The 22,735-nt window shown below is 63.0% G+C and carries 23 protein-coding genes; 11 read left to right on the top strand and 12 right to left on the bottom strand.

Translation table 11 applies throughout. The features are described 5' to 3' along the window. Positions 1-12: 12 nt before the first annotated feature. Together BN1233_RS21105 and BN1233_RS21100 are read right to left on the bottom strand one after the other, a co-directional pair. Entirely contained in the window at positions 13-372 is a 360-nt protein-coding gene (locus tag BN1233_RS21105; protein ID WP_046865595.1) for a hypothetical protein, read from the bottom strand. Between the two features lie 427 nt (positions 373-799). Continuing rightward, on the bottom strand, positions 800-2,497 hold the full coding sequence (locus tag BN1233_RS21100) for an MFS transporter (protein ID WP_244470796.1): 1,698 nt from the start codon (positions 2,495-2,497) through the stop codon (positions 800-802). Between the two features lie 213 nt (positions 2,498-2,710). Between BN1233_RS21100 and BN1233_RS21095 the strand changes: the two genes are divergently transcribed. The 7 genes from BN1233_RS21095 (at position 2,711) to BN1233_RS21065 (ending at position 9,234) form a co-directional block, all read left to right on the top strand. Further along, complete coding sequence (locus BN1233_RS21095; RefSeq protein ID WP_046865594.1) at positions 2,711-3,376, top strand: response regulator; 666 nt, start codon at positions 2,711-2,713, stop codon at positions 3,374-3,376. A 203-nt stretch (positions 3,377-3,579) separates the two neighbouring features. Then, the gene (locus BN1233_RS21090) at positions 3,580-4,470 is read left to right on the top strand and encodes a MurR/RpiR family transcriptional regulator (protein WP_046865593.1); all 891 of its coding nucleotides are present in this window, start codon (positions 3,580-3,582) and stop codon (positions 4,468-4,470) included. Continuing rightward, positions 4,467-5,798, top strand: a complete 1,332-nt coding sequence (locus BN1233_RS21085; RefSeq protein ID WP_046865592.1) for an aspartate aminotransferase family protein — start codon at positions 4,467-4,469, stop codon at positions 5,796-5,798. Before BN1233_RS21090 ends, BN1233_RS21085 begins: the two co-directional genes overlap by 4 nt. A gap of 56 nt (positions 5,799-5,854) precedes the next feature. Further along, on the top strand, positions 5,855-6,601 hold the full coding sequence (gene glnH, locus BN1233_RS21080; protein ID WP_046865591.1) for a glutamine ABC transporter substrate-binding protein GlnH: 747 nt from the start codon (positions 5,855-5,857) through the stop codon (positions 6,599-6,601). Positions 6,602-6,752: 151 nt separating this feature from the next. Continuing rightward, complete coding sequence (glnP, locus tag BN1233_RS21075) at positions 6,753-7,409, top strand: glutamine ABC transporter permease GlnP (protein WP_046865590.1); 657 nt, start codon at positions 6,753-6,755, stop codon at positions 7,407-7,409. Positions 7,410-7,475: 66 nt separating this feature from the next. Continuing rightward, the gene (glnQ, locus tag BN1233_RS21070) at positions 7,476-8,204 is read left to right on the top strand and encodes a glutamine ABC transporter ATP-binding protein GlnQ (protein ID WP_046865589.1); all 729 of its coding nucleotides are present in this window, start codon (positions 7,476-7,478) and stop codon (positions 8,202-8,204) included. Then, complete coding sequence (locus tag BN1233_RS21065) at positions 8,194-9,234, top strand: C45 family autoproteolytic acyltransferase/hydrolase (RefSeq protein ID WP_046865588.1); 1,041 nt, start codon at positions 8,194-8,196, stop codon at positions 9,232-9,234. The genes glnQ and BN1233_RS21065 overlap by 11 nt, the downstream gene beginning before the upstream one ends. A 128-nt stretch (positions 9,235-9,362) precedes the next feature. Here the strand turns inward: BN1233_RS21065 and BN1233_RS21060 are convergent, their stop codons facing one another. Then, positions 9,363-10,352, bottom strand: coding sequence for an alpha/beta hydrolase (locus BN1233_RS21060; RefSeq protein WP_046865822.1), 990 nt, complete (start codon positions 10,350-10,352; stop codon positions 9,363-9,365). A gap of 83 nt (positions 10,353-10,435) precedes the next feature. Here BN1233_RS21060 and BN1233_RS21055 point away from each other — a divergent pair, with 83 nt between their 5' ends. Then, positions 10,436-10,696 carry a DUF6460 domain-containing protein gene (locus BN1233_RS21055; protein WP_052763868.1) on the top strand — a complete coding sequence of 87 codons (261 nt, stop codon included), beginning with the start codon at positions 10,436-10,438 and terminating at the stop codon, positions 10,694-10,696. An 89-nt stretch (positions 10,697-10,785) separates the two neighbouring features. Continuing rightward, positions 10,786-12,135, top strand: coding sequence for an MATE family efflux transporter (locus BN1233_RS21050; protein WP_046865586.1), 1,350 nt, complete (start codon positions 10,786-10,788; stop codon positions 12,133-12,135). A gap of 19 nt (positions 12,136-12,154) precedes the next feature. On the opposite strand, the gene BN1233_RS21045 is transcribed toward BN1233_RS21050, so the two are convergent. The 8 genes from BN1233_RS21045 to BN1233_RS43130 all read right to left on the bottom strand — a co-directional run bounded on the left by BN1233_RS21045 (position 12,155) and on the right by BN1233_RS43130 (position 18,876). Then, the gene (locus BN1233_RS21045; RefSeq protein ID WP_046865585.1) at positions 12,155-13,243 is read right to left on the bottom strand and encodes a quinone-dependent dihydroorotate dehydrogenase; all 1,089 of its coding nucleotides are present in this window, start codon (positions 13,241-13,243) and stop codon (positions 12,155-12,157) included. Beyond that, positions 13,240-13,584, bottom strand: a complete 345-nt coding sequence (locus tag BN1233_RS21040; protein WP_046865584.1) for a DUF952 domain-containing protein — start codon at positions 13,582-13,584, stop codon at positions 13,240-13,242. The genes BN1233_RS21045 and BN1233_RS21040 overlap by 4 nt, the downstream gene beginning before the upstream one ends. Beyond that, the gene (locus tag BN1233_RS21035; protein ID WP_046865821.1) at positions 13,581-15,314 is read right to left on the bottom strand and encodes a lysine--tRNA ligase; all 1,734 of its coding nucleotides are present in this window, start codon (positions 15,312-15,314) and stop codon (positions 13,581-13,583) included. The genes BN1233_RS21040 and BN1233_RS21035 overlap by 4 nt, the downstream gene beginning before the upstream one ends. Before the next feature lie 177 nt (positions 15,315-15,491). Next, on the bottom strand, positions 15,492-16,364 hold the full coding sequence (locus tag BN1233_RS21030; RefSeq protein ID WP_046865583.1) for a transporter substrate-binding domain-containing protein: 873 nt from the start codon (positions 16,362-16,364) through the stop codon (positions 15,492-15,494). A 76-nt stretch (positions 16,365-16,440) separates the two neighbouring features. Next, positions 16,441-17,037 carry an SCO family protein gene (locus tag BN1233_RS21025; RefSeq protein ID WP_046865582.1) on the bottom strand — a complete coding sequence of 199 codons (597 nt, stop codon included), beginning with the start codon at positions 17,035-17,037 and terminating at the stop codon, positions 16,441-16,443. A gap of 108 nt (positions 17,038-17,145) precedes the next feature. Next, positions 17,146-17,319: a hypothetical protein gene (locus BN1233_RS48490; RefSeq protein ID WP_187144335.1), complete on the bottom strand. Its 174-nt coding sequence runs from the start codon at positions 17,317-17,319 to the stop codon at positions 17,146-17,148. 208 nt (positions 17,320-17,527) lie between these two features. Continuing rightward, positions 17,528-17,680: a hypothetical protein gene (locus BN1233_RS21020; protein WP_154678282.1), complete on the bottom strand. Its 153-nt coding sequence runs from the start codon at positions 17,678-17,680 to the stop codon at positions 17,528-17,530. Between the two features lie 368 nt (positions 17,681-18,048). Then, positions 18,049-18,876: a hypothetical protein gene (locus BN1233_RS43130; RefSeq protein ID WP_048708594.1), complete on the bottom strand. Its 828-nt coding sequence runs from the start codon at positions 18,874-18,876 to the stop codon at positions 18,049-18,051. Positions 18,877-19,292: 416 nt separating this feature from the next. Between BN1233_RS43130 and BN1233_RS21005 the strand changes: the two genes are divergently transcribed. Continuing rightward, positions 19,293-20,219 carry an ABC transporter ATP-binding protein gene (locus tag BN1233_RS21005; RefSeq protein WP_046865579.1) on the top strand — a complete coding sequence of 309 codons (927 nt, stop codon included), beginning with the start codon at positions 19,293-19,295 and terminating at the stop codon, positions 20,217-20,219. Further along, positions 20,216-20,977 (top strand): ABC transporter permease, encoded by a 762-nt coding sequence (locus BN1233_RS21000; RefSeq protein ID WP_046865578.1) that lies wholly within the window; start codon positions 20,216-20,218, stop codon positions 20,975-20,977. Before BN1233_RS21005 ends, BN1233_RS21000 begins: the two co-directional genes overlap by 4 nt. Before the next feature lie 72 nt (positions 20,978-21,049). Here BN1233_RS21000 and BN1233_RS20995 read toward each other — a convergent pair whose 3' ends face one another. Further along, positions 21,050-22,300 carry a glycosyltransferase family 4 protein gene (locus BN1233_RS20995; protein ID WP_063776662.1) on the bottom strand — a complete coding sequence of 417 codons (1,251 nt, stop codon included), beginning with the start codon at positions 22,298-22,300 and terminating at the stop codon, positions 21,050-21,052. Positions 22,301-22,735 lie beyond the last annotated feature (435 nt).

Raw genomic sequence — 22,735 nt, 5'->3', positions numbered from 1 at the left:
GCTGCGCCAGCCCTACGAGCGAAGGGTCAGGTTCAGATCGCCGGCGAGGCCGATTGAAAGGCACACCGCCGCAGCCAAGGCGAACAGATAGGCGTACCGCAGAAGGGCCTTGCGCTTGACCGCACCGAGCATCGGTTCGGACCGGACCCTGCCGGTGCGTCGCGCCGGAGCTGCGGGCCGTAAGGCCTGCTCGGCCCGACTGGCTTGCAGCACGAGGAACAACGCCGTGATCAGCGACAGATATCCGCCAGCCTTGATGGCCGGAATCGGCATGAATGCCAGCGCGTTCACGACGCTCCCGATGACAAGCGCCGCAAAACCACAGCTGCGGCCGACTGCTTGCTGAACGGCCGCCTCGCTCTGCTCCGACATGCCGGGGACCCCCACGAGTAAGTTAAGTGTTGTTGCGTCAAAGTTAAGGATTCGCCCTGCCGCTGTCACGGAGGCAACGGCGGGCGTGATGACGCGCCGACCTTGTCACGCCCTACACGCGCTTCCGATAGGCCAGTCCGGCAGCGCCACACCAGTTCTGGCGCACAGGGATGATGGTCGCCCCTCGAGCGCTTCGGACGCGACTGGCCCGAAGAAAGCGAGTGGTCCCGCCGAGCCGCTTCCTTGTGGAGAACGAGCCGAGACGCGTCACTACCATCCGGCAGGATTGCATGTCAGTGACCCAGAAATGGTGAAGGCGCCGCCACCCTTCGAGATGGAAGCGCCTTGCCTGATCTTGCCGACTGTGGCGACCGGCCTTGCAAGGGCCCGATCACATGAGGATCGGGCCTCCCGCATTCGTGTCGGCTCAGCCGAGCTTTTCTTCTCCGGTATAGGTGAAGATATCGCGGTCCTTCGTCTCCGGAATGAACAGGAGACCGATCACGAAGGTCCCAAGCGCGACCACGATCGGGTACCAGAGCCCGTAGTAGATATCGCCCGTCGCGGCCACCATGGCGAAGGCGGTCGTCGGCAGGAAGCCTCCGAACCAGCCGTTGCCAATGTGGTAGGGCAGCGACATGCCGGAATACCGGATCCGGGTCGGGAACAGCTCGACGAGCTGCGCGGCGATTGGGCCGTAGACCATCGTGACGTAGATCACGAGCAAAGTCAGGATCGCCACGGCCAGGACCGTGTTCACCTTGGTAGGGTCGGCCGCTGCCGGATATCCGGCAGCGCGGATCGCTTCCGTCATCGACTTGTTGAACGCAGCGGTCTGGGCCTTCAGAGCGTCTGCGGGTAGACCGGTGCCCTCGAAGGAGGCGAACTCCTTGTCCCCGAGCTTCACCTTCGCAACGGTTCCTGCCGGAGCGGCCACGTTGTGATAGTTCACCGAGTTGCGGGCCAGGAAACCCTTGGCGATGTCGCAGGACGACGTGAACTGCGAGGTGCCGACGGGGTTGAACTGGAACGAACAGCTCGCCGGATCCGCGACGACCGTGACCGGCGCGGCCGTTTGAGCAGCGGCTAGATCCGGGTTCACGGCCTGCGTCAGGGCCGAGAACAGCGGGAAGTAGGTGAGCGCGGCCAGCAGGCAGCCACCGAGGATGATCGGCTTGCGACCGATCTTGTCGGACAGCCAACCGAAGAAGATGAAGAAGGGCGTGCCGATCGCGAGAGAGACGGCGATGAGGATGTTCGCCGTCGTCGCGTTCATCTTCAATGTCTGCGTCAGGAAGAACAGGGCATAGAACTGACCCGTGTACCAGACGACAGCCTGGCCGGCGGTGCTGCCAAAGAGGGCGAAGATCGCAATCTTGGCATTACGCCACGTACCGAAAGCCTCCCGGAGCGGAGCCTTGGAACCAGTGCCCTCCTCCTTCATGCGCTTGAATGCCGGAGATTCCTGCAGCTGGAGACGGATCCAGACGGAAATCCCGAGCAGCACGATCGAGAGCAGGAACGGAATACGCCATCCCCAGGCTGCGAACTCGGCCTCACCGAGATAGGTGCGCACACCGAGGATCACGAGGAGCGACAGGAACAGGCCGAGCGTCGCCGTCGTCTGGATGAAGCTGGTGTAAAATCCGCGACGCCCCTGTGGAGCGTGCTCCGCCACGTAGGTCGCTGCGCCGCCATATTCGCCTCCGAGGGCGAGACCCTGGACGAGGCGCAGGACGATCAGGATCACCGGGGCGATGATGCCGGCCGAAGCGTAGGAAGGCAGAAGACCGACGACGAACGTCGACACGCCCATGAGCATGATGGTGATGAGGAATGTGTATTTGCGACCTACGAGGTCTCCGAGGCGACCGAACAGCAGCGCGCCGAATGGGCGAACGGCAAAGCCGGCCGCAAACGCCATCAGGGCAAAGATGAAGGCAGCCGTCGGGTTCACACCTGAAAAGAACTGTGCCGCAATGATGGCAGACAGCGAACCATACAGATAGAAGTCATACCATTCGAAGACTGTGCCCAGGGATGAGGCGAAGATGACTTTCTTCTCTTCCGGGCTCATCGGACGGGCGGCAGTTCCCGTCGACGACACTGCTGTCATCGTACTCATGAAGTTTCCTCCGCGATGCCTGTCCTTTCCCGAGTGCAATATGCCCCGGAGGCGCAAGGCTCTCTCTATCGCCCGGCAAAGTGCAGCAGACATGGCCCGATGGCATCCTAGAAGTTAGTCGTAGACGAAAGGGCCGGAGCCGCCCTCTCTTCGCTCCGGACGCATCGTGCTATGCCCAGAGACGTGTCCATCGGGACCCGGGAGGATGTAATATTGCAGGCCCAGACCACGATCCTCATCGCGGATGACCACCCGCTCTTTCGCGGGGCGCTCGGTCAGGCCATCGGAACCTTGATGCCGGAGGCCCGTGTCATGGAGGCGAGCGGTATGGACGAAGTGGGTTCGCTTCTTGCCGCATCCAAGGAGGTCGACCTGATCCTGCTCGACCTCACCATGCCCGGCGTTCAAGGTTTCTCGGGGCTGATCTACCTTCGCGCCCAGCATCCCGAGCTCCCGGTCGTCATCGTCTCGGCGAGCGAAGAGCCGACCGTGATCCGGCGCGCCCTGGAATTCGGCGCATCCGGATTCATCCCGAAGTCTCTCGACGTGGATCAGATCGGGGCGGCCATCCAGGCCGTGCTCGCCGGCGATACCTGGATTCCACCGGACATCGATCTCTCCGGCAGCGAGGACGCCGAGTCCGCAGACCTGATCCGCCGCCTCGCAACCCTGACCCCCCAACAGGTGCGCGTCCTGATGATGCTCTCCGAGGGTCTCCTCAACAAACAAATCGCTTACGAGCTCGGCGTGTCCGAGGCGACCGTCAAGGCGCACGTCTCTGCGATCCTCGACAAGCTCGGTGTCGACAGCCGAACCCAGGCCGTCATCGTCGCCAGCCGGATCGGCGCGACGCAGCGGTCACCGACCGGGGCCGACTGAGTACCGTCTGCCCGGCTCGTTTCGGATTTTCCGCCGCGTCATGGGGAGCCGCAGGCAAGGCAATCCAGACTGGCCTCGCAGACTTGGGTCGCTTCACTGCGGCTCCCCATGACGGGTATGGGCACATTTTGAAACACTAGAACCAAACCATCCGATTGTGAAACATATGTTGCAGAGGCGGCAAAAACGAACTACCAGGGGCCATGGACGCCAGCCCTCTGACCGAACGGATCGTCGCGGCCTACGAGACCATGTCGGCGCAGCTTCAGACGGCGGCGCGATATGTCCTGGATCATCCGCGCGAGGTGGCTTTGCTGTCGATGCGCGAGCAGGCCCGCCAGGCTGGCGTTCAACCTGCGACCATGACCCGTTTCGCCAAGCACCTCGGGCTGTCGGGTTACGAGGAAGTCCGGGAAATTCATGCGGAGGCGGTGCGTGGAGGTGATCTCGGCTTTGCCGTCAAGGCCGGCGTCCAGGTCGTCAGCCAGAAGCTCAAGGGCGAGAAGGCGCTCGCGGCCGACATGCTCAGGTCGATCGGCCATCAGATCGAGCGTCTGGCGAGCGAGGACGGGCTAGATCGCCTGACCGCCGCAGCGGAACTGCTCGCATCCGCGCGTCGGATCTACAGCCTTGGCCTGCGATCGAGCCATTCCGTCGCCTGGCATCTACACTACGTTCTCAGCCTGATGAGCGAACGCGCGATCCATCTCGACGGAATCGCCGGCACGGGTGCGGACCCGCTGCGGAATGCGACGGAGCGGGACGTTCTCTTGGTTGCGAGCGTCTTTCCCTATACGCGCCAGACCATCGAACTCGCCGAATATGCATCGGAGCGCGGCATCCCTGTGGTGGCGATCACCGACAGCGAGGTCGCTCCCCTCGCCCAGGTCGCCGAGCGGGTGGTCTTCGTGCCGACCGACAGCCCCTCCTTCTTCCACGCCATGTCGCCCGCATTCGCGGTAGCCGAAGTCCTCAGCGCCCTCGTTGCCGGCCGCGCCGGCGACGATGCGCTCGCGGCGCTCCGCCATGCCGACCGGCACATGTCCGTGCTCAACACTCATCTCAAACCCCGCTCCGCAAAGAAATCATCATGACGCACATTCTCCACCGCCAGGCCAACTCGACACTTCCCGTCGCCGTCGGCGGCAAAGGGATCGAGCTGTTCGACTCGACGGGGAAAAGCTACATCGATGCATCTGGGGGAGCCGCTGTCTCCTGCCTCGGCCACGGTCATCCGGACGTGATCGCGGCTCTGCACGCGCAGCTCGACAAGCTCGCCTACGCCCATACGAGCTTCTTCACGACCGAAGTCGCGGAGCAACTGGCCGACCGTCTCGTCGCGGATGCTCCTGCGGTCCTCGACCATGTCTATCTCGTGAGCGGCGGATCGGAGGCGATCGAAGCGGCGCTCAAGATGGCGCGGCAATATTTCGTCGAGACGGGACAGCCCCAGCGCCGGCACATCATTGCGCGCCGGCAGAGCTATCACGGCAACACCCTCGGCGCGCTCGCAACCGGCGGCAACGAGTGGCGTCGGGCGCAGTTTCGCCCCCTGCTGATCGAAACGCATCACATCGATCCCTGCTATGCCTACCGGCTCCAGAAGGCGGGCGAAAGCGACGAAGCCTATGCGGCGCGCGCCGCACAGGCCCTCGAGGACAAGATCCTGGAACTCGGCGAGGATCAGGTTATCGCCTTCGTGGCCGAAACCGTCGTCGGTGCAACGGCCGGCGCCGTACCACCCGTTGCGGATTATCTGAAGCGCATCCGCGCAATCTGCGACCGCTACGGTGTCCTCCTGATCCTCGACGAGGTGATGTGCGGCATGGGCCGCACCGGCACGCTGCATGCCTGCGAGCAGGATGGCGTCATTCCCGATCTCATGACGATCGCGAAGGGGCTCGGCGGCGGCTACCAGCCGATCGGCGCCGTTCTTCTCGGGCGCCACATCTTCGAAGCGTTTTCGAAGGGCTCGGGCTTCTTCCAGCACGGCCACACTTATATGGGCCACCCGATGGCTGCAGCCGCCGGCCTTGCTGTGCAGGAGATCATCCGGCGCGACAATCTCCTCGCCAATGTCGTCGCAATGGGGGACCACCTCCAGCGACGCCTCGAGGATCGCTTCGGCAACCATCATCACGTCGGCGACGTTCGGGGCCGCGGCCTCTTCCGCGGACTCGAGTTCGTTGCCGACCGCTCGAGCAAGGAACCTTTCGCACCCGAGCTCAAGCTGAATGCCCGCATCAAGCGCGAGGCGATGCAGCGCGGATTGATGGTCTATCCCATGGGAGGAACCATCGACGGCGTGCGCGGGGATCACGTGCTGCTCGCCCCGCCCTTCATCGTGAATGGGGAGCAAATCGATACCATCGTCGAGCGCCTTGGCGATGCCGTCGATGCCGCAATTGCATCGATGAGATGAGGGTGACGCTGCAACGTCGTCCCAAAGGTGCGTCACCAGACAGAGGGTACAAGACTATGCTGAAGTTTCGAACACTGGCCTTTGCAGCGCTCGCCTCCACGCTGCTCTTCGCTCAGCCCGGGCAGGCGAAGGACCTCGTCGTCGCGACCGATACGGCCTTCGTTCCTTTCGAGTTCAAGCAGGGCGACAAGTATGTCGGTTTCGATATCGACCTGTGGGACATGATCGCCAAGGATATCGGCGTCACCTACACGCTGCAGCCCATGGACTTCAACGGCATCATTCCCGCGCTTCAGACCAGGCAGGTCGATGTTGCGCTCGCCGGCATCACGATCAAGGACGAGCGAAAGAAGGCCATCGACTTCTCGGACGGATATTATGACAGCGGCTTCCTGATCATGGTTCCTGTCGACAGCCCGATCAAGGGAGCCGATGACCTTGCCGGCAAGACGCTTGCGGTCAAGACCGGTACCTCGGCGACCGATTACGCAAAGGCGAACTTCAAGCAGACCGAGTTGCGTCAGTTCCCGAATATCGACAACGCCTATCTCGAGCTTCAGACCGGCCGGGTCGACGCCGCCATGCACGACACGCCCAATGTTCTCTATTACGTTGCAAATGCCGGAAAAGGCAGAGTCAAGGCCGTCGGCAGCCAGATGATGGCTCATCAGTACGGCTTCGGATTTCCGAAGGGCAGCGAGCTCGTTCCCAAGGTGAACGCGGCTTTGGCGAAGATCAAAGCCGATGGGCGCTACGTCGAGCTCTACAAGAAGTGGTTCGGAACAGAGCCGCCGCAGAGCTGAGCGCAGAGGGTCGCAATTCTTCGCAGTGAGACAGGCTGCCTCACTGCGAGGCACGCGTTCGAAACCACCAAAAGAGGCGACCTGCCGATGGGCCGCCTCTAGCCCACCCACGTGTCTGGCATAGCACCGGCGCGGGCGAAGGATGAGAACGATGGATTTCGAGTGGTCGGTTGTCTGGGATGCGATTCCCGCGCTGCTGCAGGGCGCTCAGCTGACGGTTCTGATCGCGCTCGCAGGGCTGGTGGGAGGTTTCGTCATCGGGGTGCTGGCTGGCCTGATGCGCGCCTACGGGAACGCCATCCTGAATGCGATCGCGTTCGTCTATATCGAAGTGATCCGCGGCACGCCGATCGTCGTTCAGGTGATGTTCATCTACTTCGCCCTGCCGCTGCTGGCGGAGATCCGCATTAATCCCCTCTCGGCCGCGATCACGGCGATTGTCGTGAATTCCGGTGCCTATATTGCCGAGATCGTCCGCGGCTCGTTTCTCTCCGTGCATCGCGGCCTGCGCGAGGCAGGCCTCGCCCTCGGCCTGCCGTTCTGGAAGGTCCTGCTCTACATCATAGGTCCGCTCGCGTTCCGCCGGATGATCCCGGCGCTCGGCAATCAATTCATCGTCAGCTTGAAGGACACGTCGCTCTTCATCGTCATCGGGGTCGGAGAGCTGACCCGCCAGGGCCAGGAGATCATGGCGGCCAACTTCAGGGCCGTCGAGATCTGGTCCGCGGTGGCCGTTTTTTATCTCATCATGACGGGTACGCTGACGCTGATCCTCAGGATGACCGAGAAGAGAATGCGTATCCTGTGAGCACTTCAGCATGTCGTGTTCTGCAATCCCGGTCCTTGGGCTGATCCAAGAGAGGATGCGCAATCCATGAGCATCGTGGAATTCAAGCAGGTCACCAAGAGATTCGGCTCGACGACCATCCTCGACGAAGTCGACCTGTCGATCGATGTCGGCGAGAAGGTGGTTCTCATCGGTCCATCGGGCTCGGGCAAATCCACGCTCCTGCGCTGCATCAATGCGCTCGAGGCGATCGATGGCGGTGATCTGATCGTCGATGGTCTGAGCGTCCGCGATGGTGCACGGCAGGTCCGTCTGATCCGCCAGGAAGCCGGCATGGTCTTCCAGCAGTTCAACCTGTTTCCGCAGATGACGGCACTGCAGAATGTCGCCTTCGGGCCTCGACGTGTGCGTGGGGCCTCCAAGCAGGAGGCCGAGGAACTCGCGCGGGAGCTTCTCGCCAAGGTCGGACTCGCGGATCGCGCCGGCCATCTGCCGAGCGAGCTGTCCGGCGGCCAGCAGCAGCGGGTGGCGATTGCCCGGGCACTCGCCGTCAAGCCGAAGCTCATGCTGTTCGACGAGCCTACCTCCGCCCTCGACCCGGAACTACGCCACGAAGTGCTCCGCGTGATGCAGGGTCTCGCGGATGAGGGCATGACGATGATCGTCGTGACTCATGAAATGGCCTTCGCGCGCAAGGTCGGCACGCGGCTCATCTTCATGGAGAAGGGCAAGATCACCGTCGACGGCCCACCCTCCGGCCTCCTCGACAATCCCGACAATCCCCGCCTCCGGGACTTTCTTCAGCATGTCCACTGACACACGCGCCCACCTCGAGCTCCTCGAGATTTCGGGAGAACCATACGAGGCCGGCGCAGCGCTCGGCCGTTTCGGAGCGCATATCGTTCATCAGTATCTCAAGTCGACACCCGCTTGGGCGAGCGTCGCTGCCCATCGCTCGAATGCACGGCTCCTCGCCATGGCTCGTGAGGTGGAGGCTAAATTCCCGCGCTACTTCGCCGAGTTGCGCGGGCTCGCCGACGGTCTCGAACTGCCGTTCGACGAGGTCTTCGCCTGGAACTGCCGCGGCGACCTCTGGGCCATGGCGCCCGATGGCTGCACCACGGTCCAGATTCCGGGCGAGCGCCGCGTGGTCGCCCATAACGAGGACGGGGATCCGGGCCTCAATGGGTTCTGCGCCCTCGCCCGCATCGACTCGAGCGGCGGCGTTCCCTTCACGGCCTTCGTCTATCCGGGCTCGATCCCGGGACACACTTTCGCGGCGACGGATCATGGCCTGGTGCAGACGGTCAACAACATCCGGGTGCGGGATGCCGCCGAGGGCCTTCCCCGCATGGTCCTGACACGTGCGGTGCTCGACTGCCCTACCCTCGATTCCGCCACGGAGCTGATCCGTTCAGCGAAGCGTTCGGGCGCGTTTCATCTCACGCTTGCACAGGTCGGCGATCCTCGACTGCTCAGCGTCGAGTTCACGTCCGGGATCTGCTCGGTCCGCGAAATTTCAGCGCCCGCTCTCCACGCCAACCATCTCGTTCACGAGGAGGCGGCGAGCGTTCCCCAGGTCATTACGGATTCTTCCGGATCGCGCCAGAAGCGGGGTGACGCTCTCGTAGCTGAGGGATGTGATCCGCTCGCGATCCTCCGGGATACGGCTGGTCCCGGTCTTCCGATCCGACGCGATGATCCCGAGGATCCGGACAACGAGAACACGCTCGCGAGTGCGGTCTTCTTCATCGAGGCGGACAGGTTGAATTGGTTTGTGTACGACCGTGCCGACGAGCCGGCGCGGTTCCACATCCGCGAAAGATGGGCGAAGAGCGAATATTAATCCTGGACGTTAGCGCTGCCGCCCTTGCGGGCGGCGGGTGAGGGGTGAACCGCTGCACTCTCCGGAAATGCGCAACTGAAAGCGCATGAGCTCCATCCCGCACACGATGGCATATTTGCTCATCGCCTTCAGACCAAACCGCTCATGAATGCGTCAATTCGGGCGAGCGCACGCTCCGTAAGAGCACTCTCGAAGCGCGGAAACACGTGACATCCGCCGGGCCAGAGAGCGAGTTCGGCCGCATTCCCGGCCGCAATCCAGCGCGCCTGCATGAAAAGCGTGTCGTCCACGAGCGGATCCCGCGTTCCGACACTGAACGAGGCCGGCGGCATTCCTTCAAGATCTGCATGGAGCGGCGACACGTCGGGATTTCTGCGATCCACGTCGGGACTCAGGAAATTGTCCGCGAAAGTCTGGATATCGCGGGTGTTCAGGATGAGCTTCTCGGTGCCCCAGCGCGCTGCGCTCGGCGTCAGCGAGAGGTCGTAACATCCTGCAAACAGGTTGGCGCCCGCGAAGGGCCGAATGCCGTGACGATCCCGGAGCCGCAGCAAGGTCACGACGGAGAGGTGCGCTCCGGCGGATTCGCCGCCGATCGTGAACAATGTCGTCCCGAACCGCTTCTTTCCTTCCCGCAGGAGCCAGAGAGCGGCCGCCTCGCAATCGTCCGGCGCCGCAGGATAGGGATGTTCCGGAGCGAGCCTGTATTCGACGGAGATGCACACGAAGCCATTGCTCGCGATCCGATCGAGCCAGGGATCCTGCTCCTCCGAGGTGCCGAAGGTCCATCCGCCGCCGTGAATGTGGAGATAGACACCCCGCGGCTCCTCCGGCGCGATGATGCGCAGGTCCAGCGGCGCAGCCGGACCCGGGATCGTCAAGATCTCGGCTCGTGCACTCTTGGGCATCGGTGGGAATGGTCCGAGTCCCTGGCGCCGCCGCTCGCGAATGACGGCGGGCGGCACGGACCACTGGTCCGGCAGGGCCGAAAGCTTGGCGACGATCTCGGCGTTCTGCGCGGCGATCTCCTCGTCAATGGCAGCCGGATCGAACAGGGCGGGGTTCAGGTTCAAGACTTCCAATCCTCTTCGGCTCTTCCGCAGGCTGAGAAGAGCCATGCACTTCCCGAGGGTTGCCTTCATGGCGGCAGCCTGCAAAGACCCCCATATCACGCCATCGAGGCACGGGGTGGAGGAGGAGCATGTCGAACCTGAACCGTTTTATGGGCGGCTCGCCCGGCTCGGTCCTCGTCAAGCTCCTGTTCCTGTCACTCCTCGTCGGCGCCTTCATGGCGTATCTCGACCTGACGCCCTTTGCACTGTTCGAGGGGCTCTTCAATTGGCTCCGCTCCATCCTGGACATCAGCTTCGAGAGTGTCCGGGACGTCCTGCGCTGGATCCTCTACGGGGCCGTCGTCGTCGTCCCGCTCTGGCTCCTGTCACGTCTCTTCGGGCGCAGGTGAGAGGCACGCCGGCACCGTTCGCTTTTCTCCGCGTCACCCCCGTCTCAGCGTGAGGGCCCCGGCCCGCCGGCCGTATAGAGTCCAGATCGATGCTCGAGGTGAACAACCGCCGGATCCTGACCCTTGCGGTCCCGATGATGCTGTCGCACGTCACGACGCCCCTGCTCGGGCTCGTGGACGCGACAGTGATCGGTCGCCTCGGCGAAGCACATCTGCTCGGTGCGGTAGCCCTCGGCGCCGTCATCTTCGATTTCCTGTTCTGGAGCTTTGGTTCCCTCAGGATGGCGACCGCAGGTCTCACCGCGCAGGCAACCGGTGCAGGAGATCGGGCGGAGATCGATCGCACATTGGTGCGCGCCTTGTGTGTCGGCGCCGCCATTGGCTTCGTGCTGCTGGTGCTGCAGGTTCCGATCGGCAGCGTGGCCTTCGCCATCAGCGGCGCGAGCGCCGCGGTCCAGGAACCGCTCGCACTCTATTTCTACATCCGGATCTGGTCCGCGCCCTTCACGCTGGCGAATTATGCGATCCTCGGGTCGACACTCGGGCGCGGCCGGACCGATCTGGGCCTCGTGCTCCAGGTGAGCATCAATCTCACCAACGTGGTCCTGACGATCGCGCTGGTGGTGTTCGCGCAACTCGGAGTCGCCGGTGCAGCAATCGGGACTACCATCGCCGAGATGGTCGGCGTCATCCTGGGAATCATCATCCTGCGCCGACTCGGCTCGAATCCGTTTGCCATGCCTATTGCCGAGGTGGTGGATCGAACGGCGTTGCTGCGCATGCTCGCCGTCAATCGGGATATCATGATCCGCACGATCGCGCTCGTGCTCGCCTTCGTCCTGTTCAGTTCCGCCGGGGCCAGAGCGGGGGATGTCACTCTCGCGGCAAATGCCGTGCTCTACAACCTGTTCCTGATCGGCGGCTATTGTCTCGATGGCTTCGCGACCGCCGCGGAGACTCTCTGCGGCCAGGCGGTCGGCGCCCGCGACGAGCGCGGCTTCCGCAAGGCCGTCCGTCTGAGCCTGCTCTGGAGCCTGGCATCAGGCCTTGTCGTATCGGCTCTGTTCCTCGCCGGGGGCGAACACTTCATCGATTTCGTCACCACGAGCCCCGAGGTGCGCAAAGCGGCTCGGGATTTCCTCGTCTACGCCGCGCTGACTCCGATCCTCGGAGCCGCAGCCTTCGCATTCGACGGCATCTATATCGGAGCTACCTGGACCCGCGCGACGCGGGACCTCATGCTCATCGCCTTCGGACTCTATGCGGCCGTGCTCTACTTCGGCGCGTCCCTGAATAATACCGGCCTGTGGATCGCCTTTCTGGTTTTCCTGAGCGCACGGGGGCTGGGTCAGGCCTTCCTTTATCAGCGACTGACGCGCCGGACTTTCCGTGCCATGCACGCCGAGTTCCCGCGAGATCCTGTCGCGCAGCAGGCCTGAGCGACGCTCCGGTTCGAGGTCAGGCGAACTCGCGCGCGATGATCATCGCGTCACGGCCAACCGCCGCAGCAAGGCCCGGAAGGTGCTCCCGCTCGATCTGTCGGACAAGACCTTCCTTGATCGTGGAAATCAGGTCCGGTCCCCGATAGACAAGGGCGGTATAGAGCTGCACGAGGCTCGCCCCGGCCAGGATCTTGGTCCAGGCTGCCTCCGCGGAGTCGATGCCGCCGACTCCGATGATCGGCACGCGGCCTTCAACGCGCAGCGCGGTTTCGGCCAGGATCCTCGTCGAGAGCCGGAACAGAGGGTGTCCGGAAAGCCCCCCGGCCTCCGTCGCGAGATCATGCTCCCGCAGAGTCACGGGACGGGTCACCGTCGTGTTCGACACGATCAGGCCATCGAGGCCGCGACGCAGGACCGTCGCGACGATCCCATCGAGCGCATCGAGGGCGAGATCGGGGGAGATCTTCAGGAGAAGCGCAGTCCTGCCCGCAGAGGCTTCACGCCGGGCGCGCGCTTCGACGGCGCGCGCCAGGATTTCATCCAGAAACGCCTCGCCCTGGAGATCCCGGAGTCCCGGTGTATTCGGCGACGAGACGTTGACGGTCAGGAAATCCACGAGGCCGCAAAGAGCCTCGATACACATCACATAATCCCTGATTCGGTCCGTCGAGTCCTTGTTGGCGCCGATGTTCACGCCGACGATCCCGGTGCGCCCCCGGCGCCGTTCCAGTCGCTGCCGGACGACTGAAAGGCCATCGCTGTTGAGGCCCATGCGGTTGATCACGGCCTCGTCGCGCAGCAGGCGGAACACCCGTGGCCGCAGATTGCCCGGCTGCGGCTCGGGGACCACCCCTCCGAGTTCCACGAACCCGAATCCCAGAGCGAACAACTGATCCGGAACTTCGCACTGCTTGTCGTAGCCGGCGGCCAAGCCGACCGGGTTGGGAAACCGCCGGCCGAGCACATCCATATGAAGACGCGGATCGTCGGGCGGCGGGGACAGCGCCGGCAGAAACGACAAGCCGCGGATCGTCAGAGCATGGGCAGTCTCAGGGTCCAACCCGTTCAGCACGGGCTTGGCGAACGGAAAAAGCCGGCCGATCACGCCGGGAGCCTGGGAAAGACATGCTCCCCGCCCGGCCCGAGCGGCAGTTCACGGACCGATCGCACGGCGGAAAGCGGCAAGGAGCCATAGAGATGCGGGAAAAGATCGCCGCCGCGCGAGGGCTCGAAGCGCAGGGCGTCGCCGAGATCCTCGCAGGCCACCGCAACAAGGACGAGGTCCCGTTCTCCCGCGAAGTGACGCCGGGCCGTCTCCCCGACCTGCTTCGCCGTGGAGAAATGGATGAACCCGTCGCTGTGATCGACAGGCGCGCCGGTGAAGACGCCAGCCGCCTCCGCGTCGTCCCACAACGCGCGGGAGCAGATCTTGTAGATCAGCATCATGCCCGTCGGCCTCCTGCGAGGCGCTCGGCGCGGAACGCCTCATGCTCGCGCACGAGATCGCCCGCGAGGGCCTGCTCGATCAGGCGCCGAGTCTCGGGCACGCCATAAAGCGCGATGAAGGACCCGAAGCGCGGCCCGCGCGGCTCTCCCAGGAGGACCTGATAGATCGTGTTGAACCATTCGATCGAGACGCCCGGGCGTTCCGGCGTCGCGCCCTTCGCCTTGAGGTCCTGATATCGGGACTCGGTGCGCCCGACATTATAGATCTCCTCCTGGATCGCCTCGGGCGTTGCCTCGCGTTGCCCGGTTTCAAAGACCGCAAGCGCATCCGAGAGACGCTTGAGGGAGGTAGCCTCCACCTCGTCCGGAAGCCGATAGGATTTCTGCGGCTTTACGAAATCCTGATAGTAGCGGATCGCGCGGTGCACGAGCTGGTCCAGGCGCGGATGGGTTTCGGGCGACACACCCGGCGCATAGCGCCGGAAGAATCCCCAGAGCACCGCGGGATCTTCCGAATTTGCGACGGCCGCGAGGTTGAGCAGCATCGAATACGAGATCGAGGTGCCCGGCTGACCACCGCTGCCCGAGGAGATGAGTTCGGGCGCAGGCGGCGCACCGGCATGGATGTGCCAAACAGGGTTTGCGAGGCGCGCCTTGACATCCTGGCCCGGGAATTTCTCCAGAAACGTCAGATAGTCGTCGACCTGCCGTGGGATCACGTCGAAGTACAGGCGCTTCGCCTCGCGCGGCTTCGAGAACATGAAAAGCGCGAGGCTTTCCTGGGTTCCGTAGTCGAGCCACTCCTCGATCGTGAGTCCGTTTCCTTTCGACTTGGAGATCTTGGAGCCGTGCTCGTCGAGGAAGAGCTCGTAGTTGAACCCCTCCGGGGGCATGCCCCCGAGGGCACGGGCGATCTCGCCCGAAAGCTTCACAGAATCGATGAGGTCCTTGCCGGCCATCTCGTAGTCGACGCCAAGCGCCACCCAGCGCATGGCCCAATCCGGCTTCCACTGCAGCTTGGCGTGCCCGCCGGTGACCGGTGTTTCGAAAAGCTCCCTACTCTCGGGATCGCGCCAGACGATCGTGCCCCCATCGAGCTTGCGCTCCTCGATCGGCACCTGCATCACGTGCCCGGTGCGGGGATGGATCGGAAGGAAGGGGGAATAGGTCTGCTGCCGCTCGGACCGTAGCGAGGGCAGCATGATCGCCATCACGGCATCGTAGCGCTCCAGGACCGTGAGGAGCGTGCGGTCGAAGTGGCCCGCCCTGTAGCACTCGGTTGCGGACAGGAATTCGTAATCGAACCCGAAGGCATCCAGGAAGGCGCGCAGCCGGGCGTTGTTGTGATGCCCGAAGCTCTCATGCGTGCCGAACGGATCCGGAACCTCCGTGAGCGGCTTGTTGAGCGCGCCGGCGACGAGTTCCTTGTTCGGGATGTTCTCGGGGACCTTCCTGAGACCGTCGAGATCGTCCGAGAAGGCGACGAGACGGGTCGGAACCGCGTCGTTCGTGAGAATCCTGAAGGCATGGCGCACCATGCTCGTGCGCGCGACCTCCCCGAACGTGCCGATATGGGGAAGGCCGGACGGTCCGTAGCCCGTCTCGAAGACAATTTCCTTCTTGCCCGTCCTTTTCAGCCGTTCGATCAGTTTGCGCGCCTCCTCGAAGGGCCAGGCGGTGGCAGTCTGGGCGGCCTCGACGAGAGCCGGATCGAAGGGTCCTGTGGGCATGATGATCGCTGGTCGAAAGGGGAGCACAGGCTGTAGGAAGGTGGGCCCGGACGGTCAACCCTGCGCTTGCGGCGCAGCATCCACGTGCGGCACCCTGCGCGTGGTTCCCTATCGCATGGCATGACTCGCGGACAGGACCCTCGAGCTACTGCAGGACTGGAGCGGGAGCCCGCTCCTTCAGAACGGACTTACCGGGAAGAAGCGGAGATAGAGCTCGGCGTATTTTCCTTCGTCCCAGAGCCGCTGCAGGGCATGGTCGAGCGCCCGGCGCAGGATGACGTCATCCCGCCGGACGATGAAGCCGATCCCCTCCCCGAAGAATCGGTTCTCGAGAAAAGGGCCTCCGATGAAGGCGCAGCAGGTGCTCCCGGCCGGCCCGCCGAGCCAGAGCGCAAGGGAAAGCCCATCACCAAAGAGGTAATCGACCTCGCCGGCGCGCAGAGCCGCCTCGGCGGCGCCGAGATCGGCGAAACTCCGGAGCTCGGCGCCAGGAGCGAGCAGCTTCAGGAAGGCTTCGTGGGCTGTTTCGCGCACCACGGCCACGCTCCGTCCCGTCAGCGCTTGCCCGCGCGGTTCGGAGAAGCCTTTGTCTTTCCGGACCACGAAACGGGCCGGAATCTTGAAATAGGGGTTCGTGATCGTGAAGCGCTGGCGCAGGCTGGCGGTGGTCGGGATCGCGGCAGCGACGACGTCGCCGCCCCGCTCGGCGAGAGAATCCAGGAGCGTATCGAAGCGTCTCACCTGGACCGTACAGGTAATCGCGAGACGCTCACATGCGGCACGGGCGAGTTCCACGGAAAAACCGGTCGGAATACCATCGAAGCCCGTGAAATGCAGAGGTGGGAACTCGTCGTCGACGAGGAAGCGGATCGGCCGCAGCCCGGTCAGATCCGGGCGCTCGAACCGCGCCTTCGGATCCCAGAAATTTGGGATCATGACCCCTTGGGCCCATGAAAGGGAGGCAAGAAGCGGCAGCGCCACAAGGGCTCCAAGGAGCAGCGCTGCCAGCTTCACGGGCACGATGGAGAGACGCAACGAGCGTACGATCATGCGCGGTGCTATGCCTGACGGCACCGGAGGGTCAAGGCGGCGAGGCAAGGCGATCGGGGTCCCTTATCGGGAGCCGTCAGAGCTTCGCGAGCACGTCCTTGGCGGTTTCCTCGGGCGGACGGGTCATGTTCACCGTGCCGAGGAAGCTGCCGTCCGCCCCCATGAGGTAGACGAAGGAGGTGTGCTCCATGGTGTAATCGCCGTCCTGACCGGGAACCTTGCGGGCGAAACCGCGGAAGCTGCGGATCGCCGCCTCGACGGAGGCCTGGTCTCCGGTGAGACCGATGATGCGGTCATCGAACGAAGAGAGATAGTCCTTCAGGACCTCGGGCGTATCACGCTCCGGGTCGACGGTGATGAACAGGGCTCGCAGGTCGCGTCCCTTCTCCCCCATTTTCCCGAGCATCTCCGACATCTGGAACAAGGTCGTCGGGCAGACATCCGGGCAATGCGTGAAGCCGAAAAAGACGAGATACGGTCGCCCGGCGAAATCCCGCTCGGTGACGGGCTTCCCCTCCTGGCTCACGAGCGAGAACGGACCTCCGACGGCCGGTGCGCCCGAGTTCTTTGGCGGCGCCAGCACGAGAACGAGGGCTACCGCAGTCACTGCGACGGAGAAAACGAGAGCAGCCAGGGGTACGGCTAGCTGCCGTGCGCGTTGCGACAAGGCCATCGAACACTCCGGACCTGGAGCACGATCCGGAAAAGGAGAGACTGGTTTTCCAACAGGATCATGCTCAACGACGAGCTAGGAGCGGCATCGACCCGAGACGAGACCGCTCTAGAAGCACCAGGCCAGCGCAGAGGTGACGAGGTCGGTGAAGACCGCGCTTCCCTGGTGGGCCCACAGGAACCCGCCGACAGCGACCAGCAGGAGAAGCGCTGCACCGGTCAGGGCGGCCGCGGCAAATGCCCGCCCGCTCTCCGTCCTTTCCGTGTGAACCTCGGTGCCCATTCGTGTCTCCCGCCTCTGAGCTAGAGAGACAACCAGCCTGCGTCAACGCGACCGGTTGGCTCCAGTGCCCCCGCCGCGACGGGATCGCCAAGACGATGCGGAGTATCGGGATGCATGGAGCCCGCTTCTTCCATCCTGGCCAGAGAGGTTCGCAACCGGAAGCGCCGTCTGTCTGATCGCGCCGCCCCTGCGCCGAGTGCGCGCTCGATCAGATGCGCGCAGAATCGTCGACGGGCGTTCCACCGTCGCGATCCGTCGAAAGCCGCAAGGACAATTCGGAACAGTTCATGTCGAGACGTGCGAGCAGAATCCTGACGCTATCGGGAATGGGTTGTCGCAACACATCGCGGTATGTCGCCACGAGCCCATCCTGTATTGCACGAAGTAGCTCGGTGTCGGACGACAAACCTTCCCGTTCGCCGGTTTTCATGATTGCCCCGTTATTTGCCCCGAGCAGAAGCTACGCAGGAGCACTCGCGTCGCAAATCAAAATCGGTGCACGACATGCGGATGGTCGGCGAGTGAGTCTTCTCTACAACACTTCCAGGAACGCTCGAGCGTAAGCGGTCATCCGTCTGCGTCGATCGCGGAGCGGGCGCGACCGCATTCGCTTCCTGACGATCGCGCAGAGATGACGGTGAGTGACCGACGACACGGCACTGCCGTGCACGATCCTGTCGCCAAGCGGATAGAGACCCGGACTGTTACCCGACCAGGACTCTCGCGAGATCAAACCCGCGGCGGCATCCCGTCCGCCTGCTGAAGGTTCTCCTCGCAGCGCACATATATCTGTATTCCCCGTGCGCTCTTCCACGTCAGGCGGTTGCCGGTAACCGTAAGATTGACTGTCGTCTTCCAGTTCGTGCGCGAATTCGAGCACATGGCTGCGAACGACCATGTATTGCCTGTCCGCTTGTTGCTCGTGAAAGAGCAGGACGTGTCTCCGGCCCAGGCCCCGTCGCTGTTGATTACAGCCGGGAGAAGCCGCTTGCGATTGAGACGGGGCGAACAGGCCCGGCGCTCGGGTGCCCAGATTCCCTCATAGGAATCCTCAACCGACGCCGCTGCAAGACTGTCCGGCGGATTTACCGGGGTTTCCGGAGCGCTCGATGCCCAGTCCATGGGTGCCTGCAGCAGCATCGACGGCGTGCCTCGAATCGAAGCCAGCGCCTCGCTCCCCTCCGGAGTGGTGCCATGCGCCTCTCCGATGGCGACTCTCTCCTTGGCTGCCGGTTCAACCCGGGAGGGCTCGGGCACTGGTTGTGTCGTGGCCAGCATCACCGTGACGGGCGCAGGAGCATCCTCGTGCGAACTGGCCGAGATCGATGCCAGATATCCACCCATTGCCGCTACGGAGCACGCGAGGATCGCGATGATGGCAAGACTGAGCGAAAGAACCGAGTTGCCGGATGAAAAATTGGCCGGAATCACGAAAGAATTGATCCGCCGCCCCGAGCGAGTCGGGCCGGCCCAACCTGAAAGCTGGAGGATTAAACCGGCCAGCTTCCCTCCGGTCTGCGCGAGGAACCCGCGCGCCGGACCGATGATCCGCTGCATATCAGCCCCCAAAGACTCGTGTACGAATCGTATCGTCAGCCATCCCAATACTGTTTCAGTGCGTGACAGAATGGTTAATAAATCGTTAACGTCGAGCACTCTCGTCGCATGGATCGACAGATAGAACTCGTCGGGACCTGCTCATCAGAGCGATCCCGTGACCTCATCGAGCCTGCCGGCCGGCGGGAAACAGCCCTGAACCCTCGACCGCGCTTCAACCGGTCAGGGGACACCGACCCGGAATTGATGCGGCGAGCGGAGTTCCCGAAAAGGATACGCGATCCGAGCGAGACGATTCGAACCCGCAATCGTTCATGACGACCGTCCTGAAGCCGATGAGGACCGCATGCTCGAGACGTGCTATCGGGCTCGCGATACGCCGCATCCAGGACACATGCACTGTGGTTGCTTGCTCCATGCCACCCGTCATCTCCATCTCGCGACTGTCGAAAGCCTATGCCTCCGGCTTCGAGGCTCTCCGGACTATCGATCTGGAGATCCGCAGGGGCGAGATCTTTGCGCTCCTTGGCCCGAACGGGGCCGGAAAGACGACGCTGATCAGCATCATCTGCGGCCTCGTGAAGGCGAGCAAGGGGAGCGTCCAAGTCGACGGTCACGATATCGTCAAGGATTACCGTGCTGCACGCTCGAAGATCGGACTCGTCCCGCAGGAATTGACGGCCGACGCCTTCGAGACGGTTCTCGCAACGGTGCGCTTCAGCCGAGGGCTGTTCGGCAAGCGCGCGAACGAGGATCATATCGAGAAGGTACTCAAGGATCTGTCACTCTGGGACAAGAGGGACAGCAAGATCATGACGCTGTCCGGCGGCATGAAGCGCCGCGTGCTGATCGCGAAGGCGCTATCGCACGAGCCGCAGATCCTGTTCCTCGACGAGCCGACGGCCGGCGTCGATGTCGAGCTCAGGAGGGACATGTGGCAGGTCGTCAGAGCCCTCCGGGATTCCGGCGTCACGATCATCCTGACGACACATTACATCGAGGAAGCCGAAGAGATGGCCGACCGGATCGGTGTGATCAACAAGGGTGAAATCATCCTCGTCGAAGAGAAGGCCGAGCTCATGCGCAAGCTCGGCAAGAAGCGCTTGACCCTCCATCTGCTGGCGAAGCTCGATGCCATCCCGGAAGCCCTGGCCCCCTACCGGCTGGACCTCTCCGCAGGCGGAACCGAGGTGATCTACACCTATGACACGCAAGCAGAACGGACGGGCATCACGGCTCTGTTCAAAGATCTTGCCAATGCGGGAATCAGGTTCAAGGATCTGCACACGGACCAGAGCTCCCTCGAAGAGATTTTCGTGAACCTGGTGAGGGGGCGAGCATGAATTTCCGTGCAGTCCGGGCCATCTATCTTTTCGAGATGGCGCGAGCGTTTCGCACGCTCCTGCAGAGCATCGTTTCCCCCGTGATCTCAACCTCGTTGTATTTCGTCGTGTTCGGGGCGGCGATCGGCTCACGCATGGACGAGGTCGGCGGCGTGAGCTACGGCGCGTTCATCGTCCCGGGCCTGATCATGCTGTCGCTTCTCACGCAGAGCATTGCGAACGCCTCTTTCGGGATCTACTTCCCGAGATTCACGGGCACCATCTACGAAGTGCTGTCGGCGCCCGTCTCTGCGCTGGAGATCGTGCTCGGCTATGTCGGCGCAGCGGCATCGAAGGCTATCCTGCTCGGACTGATCATACTCGCTACCGCAAGCCTGTTCGTGCCTCTCACGATCGAGCACCCGTTCTGGATGCTTCTGTTCCTCGTGCTCACGGCCGTGACGTTCAGCCTCTTCGGGTTCATCATCGGGATCTGGGCCGACGGTTTCGAAAAGCTGCAACTCGTGCCGCTCCTCGTCGTGACGCCCCTCACCTTTCTCGGCGGCAGCTTCTATTCCATCGAGATGCTGCCGCCCTTCTGGCAAAAGGTGTCGCTGTTCAATCCCGTGGTCTACCTGATCAGCGGATTTCGCTGGAGCTTCTATGGATTCGCCGACGTGAGCGTCGGCGTCAGCCTCGGAATGACGATCGTGTTTCTCGCGGCCTGCCTCTCGATCATCGGATGGATCTTCCGGACCGGCTACCGCCTGAAGACCTGAACCAAATTCAGCAAGGCACCGCCCAGCCTGCGGTGAGGCAGGATCGGTCGCAGAATAAATCGGCCGATTCGGTCACTCTCGGGAATTCGAGACGACCGTCCTGCTGTCCCCGATCGGGAGATCCGCGTCGGCCCTTTGCGTCTCCCTCGCGATGCCGAGAGCATGATCATAGGCGGCAATGAGCTTTTCCACCTCGCCCGTCCAGTGGAAGCGCCGTCTCGCGTGAGCGAGAGCGGCCGCGCCGCGTTCCTCGCGCAAGGATGGGTCGACGGCGAGATGATGGATCGCGTCCGCCAGAGCCTCGACGGTGTTCTCGGACGCGTAGGTGCCGGCCTCGCCCATCAGACGCATGGTCTCGGTCAAGCGATAGGAGACCATCGGGATCCCGAGGGTCGCATATTCGAAGACCTTGTTCATGCTGATCTTGTCGTTGTACTCGTCGTATGGATCGGGAATGATGCCGATGTCGAAGGCTGAAATCGCTCTCAGCAGATCTTCGCCCGTCATGAACCCCGTGAACTCGACGATGTCGTCCACCGACAACTCGCTCGCAAGCGAGTGCAGGAACGGCATTTCCGGGCCGTCACCGACGATGCGACATTTGAATTGCGACAAGGCGTGCCGGTCCCTGAGATCGGCGACGGCCCGGATCAGGTGATCCACTCCATCCTGCTTACCCAGGATTCCGACATAACCCAGCACCAGATCCGTTTCCTGGTCCCGTGCTTCCGAGATGCGATAGAAGCGAGAGGTATCCGGAATGCTGTAGACGGTGAATACGTCCTCGGGACGCTTGCCGCCCCGGGAGATCGCGAGCGAACGAAAGGTCTCGTTTGCCGAGATCACCACGTTCGCCGATTGGAACGTGAGGCGCTCTACCCATCCGAGCACTCGGTGGAGAAAGTCCTTGCGCCCGTATTTCGATACATAGAGTTCCGGGCAGATATCGTGATGGTCGAAGATCACGCGCTTACCAAGGAGCCTGAAGGGAGCGGCAACGAGAAAGAGAAGATCCGGTGGATTGCAGATGTGAATGACGTCGAATCCATGCCGCCGCCAAGCCTTCAGGGTTAGGCGGAGTTCGTGGAACAGCGCGGCGCCATATTCTAGCAAGTATCCTGATGCGCCACGGGCCTCGATCGGCATGCTGTGCCGATAGATCTGGATGTCATCGAGAACCATTTCGGTCTCGGGATGCCACTCGGTGCGCGGGCAGATGATCGTTACGTCCCAGCCTGCCGCCTTCAGAGCGCGCGCCTCCTGCCATACACGTCGATCGAGGGGGACAGGCAAATTCTCAACGATAATCAGACATGACGGCATGCGGGAAAAACGCCTCGCAGTGACTGGGTGCAATCCAGCGGATTGCGCACTACGATCTAACTAGCTCCCCCTTCGGATCGTTCAATACGGTGGCTGCAACCGTCGGTCGCACCGCTGCGACAAGCATGCGCACTGGATGCGCACACCACAGCGGTCCTTCCCATAGCGAGGTGATAGGCCGAGGCCCGAATTCGATTTCACTTACAACAAATCGTGATCGGGCCCTCGCGCGGCGAGGAACTCTTCGGGCTCCAGGCTCGGGTCGATAGCCGGCTCGATCTTCTTCACCACACCGGCATGGAACCATCCGGGCCAGCCAAGCTTTATGGCGAAGCTCGGGCGAGAGATTTTGGAGAGGTGGGGCGCATCCAGCCCCGCTTCTTCGGCGGAGGGTCAGAATGCGTATTGCGATGATTGGATCTGGGTATGTGGGGT

It is taken from the genome of Microvirga massiliensis (assembly GCF_001006805.1).
Taxonomy (GTDB): Bacteria; Pseudomonadota; Alphaproteobacteria; order Rhizobiales; family Beijerinckiaceae; genus Microvirga; species Microvirga massiliensis.
Note: the sequence above shows the minus strand (reverse complement) of the source record. Positions and strands in the feature narration are given on the sequence as shown.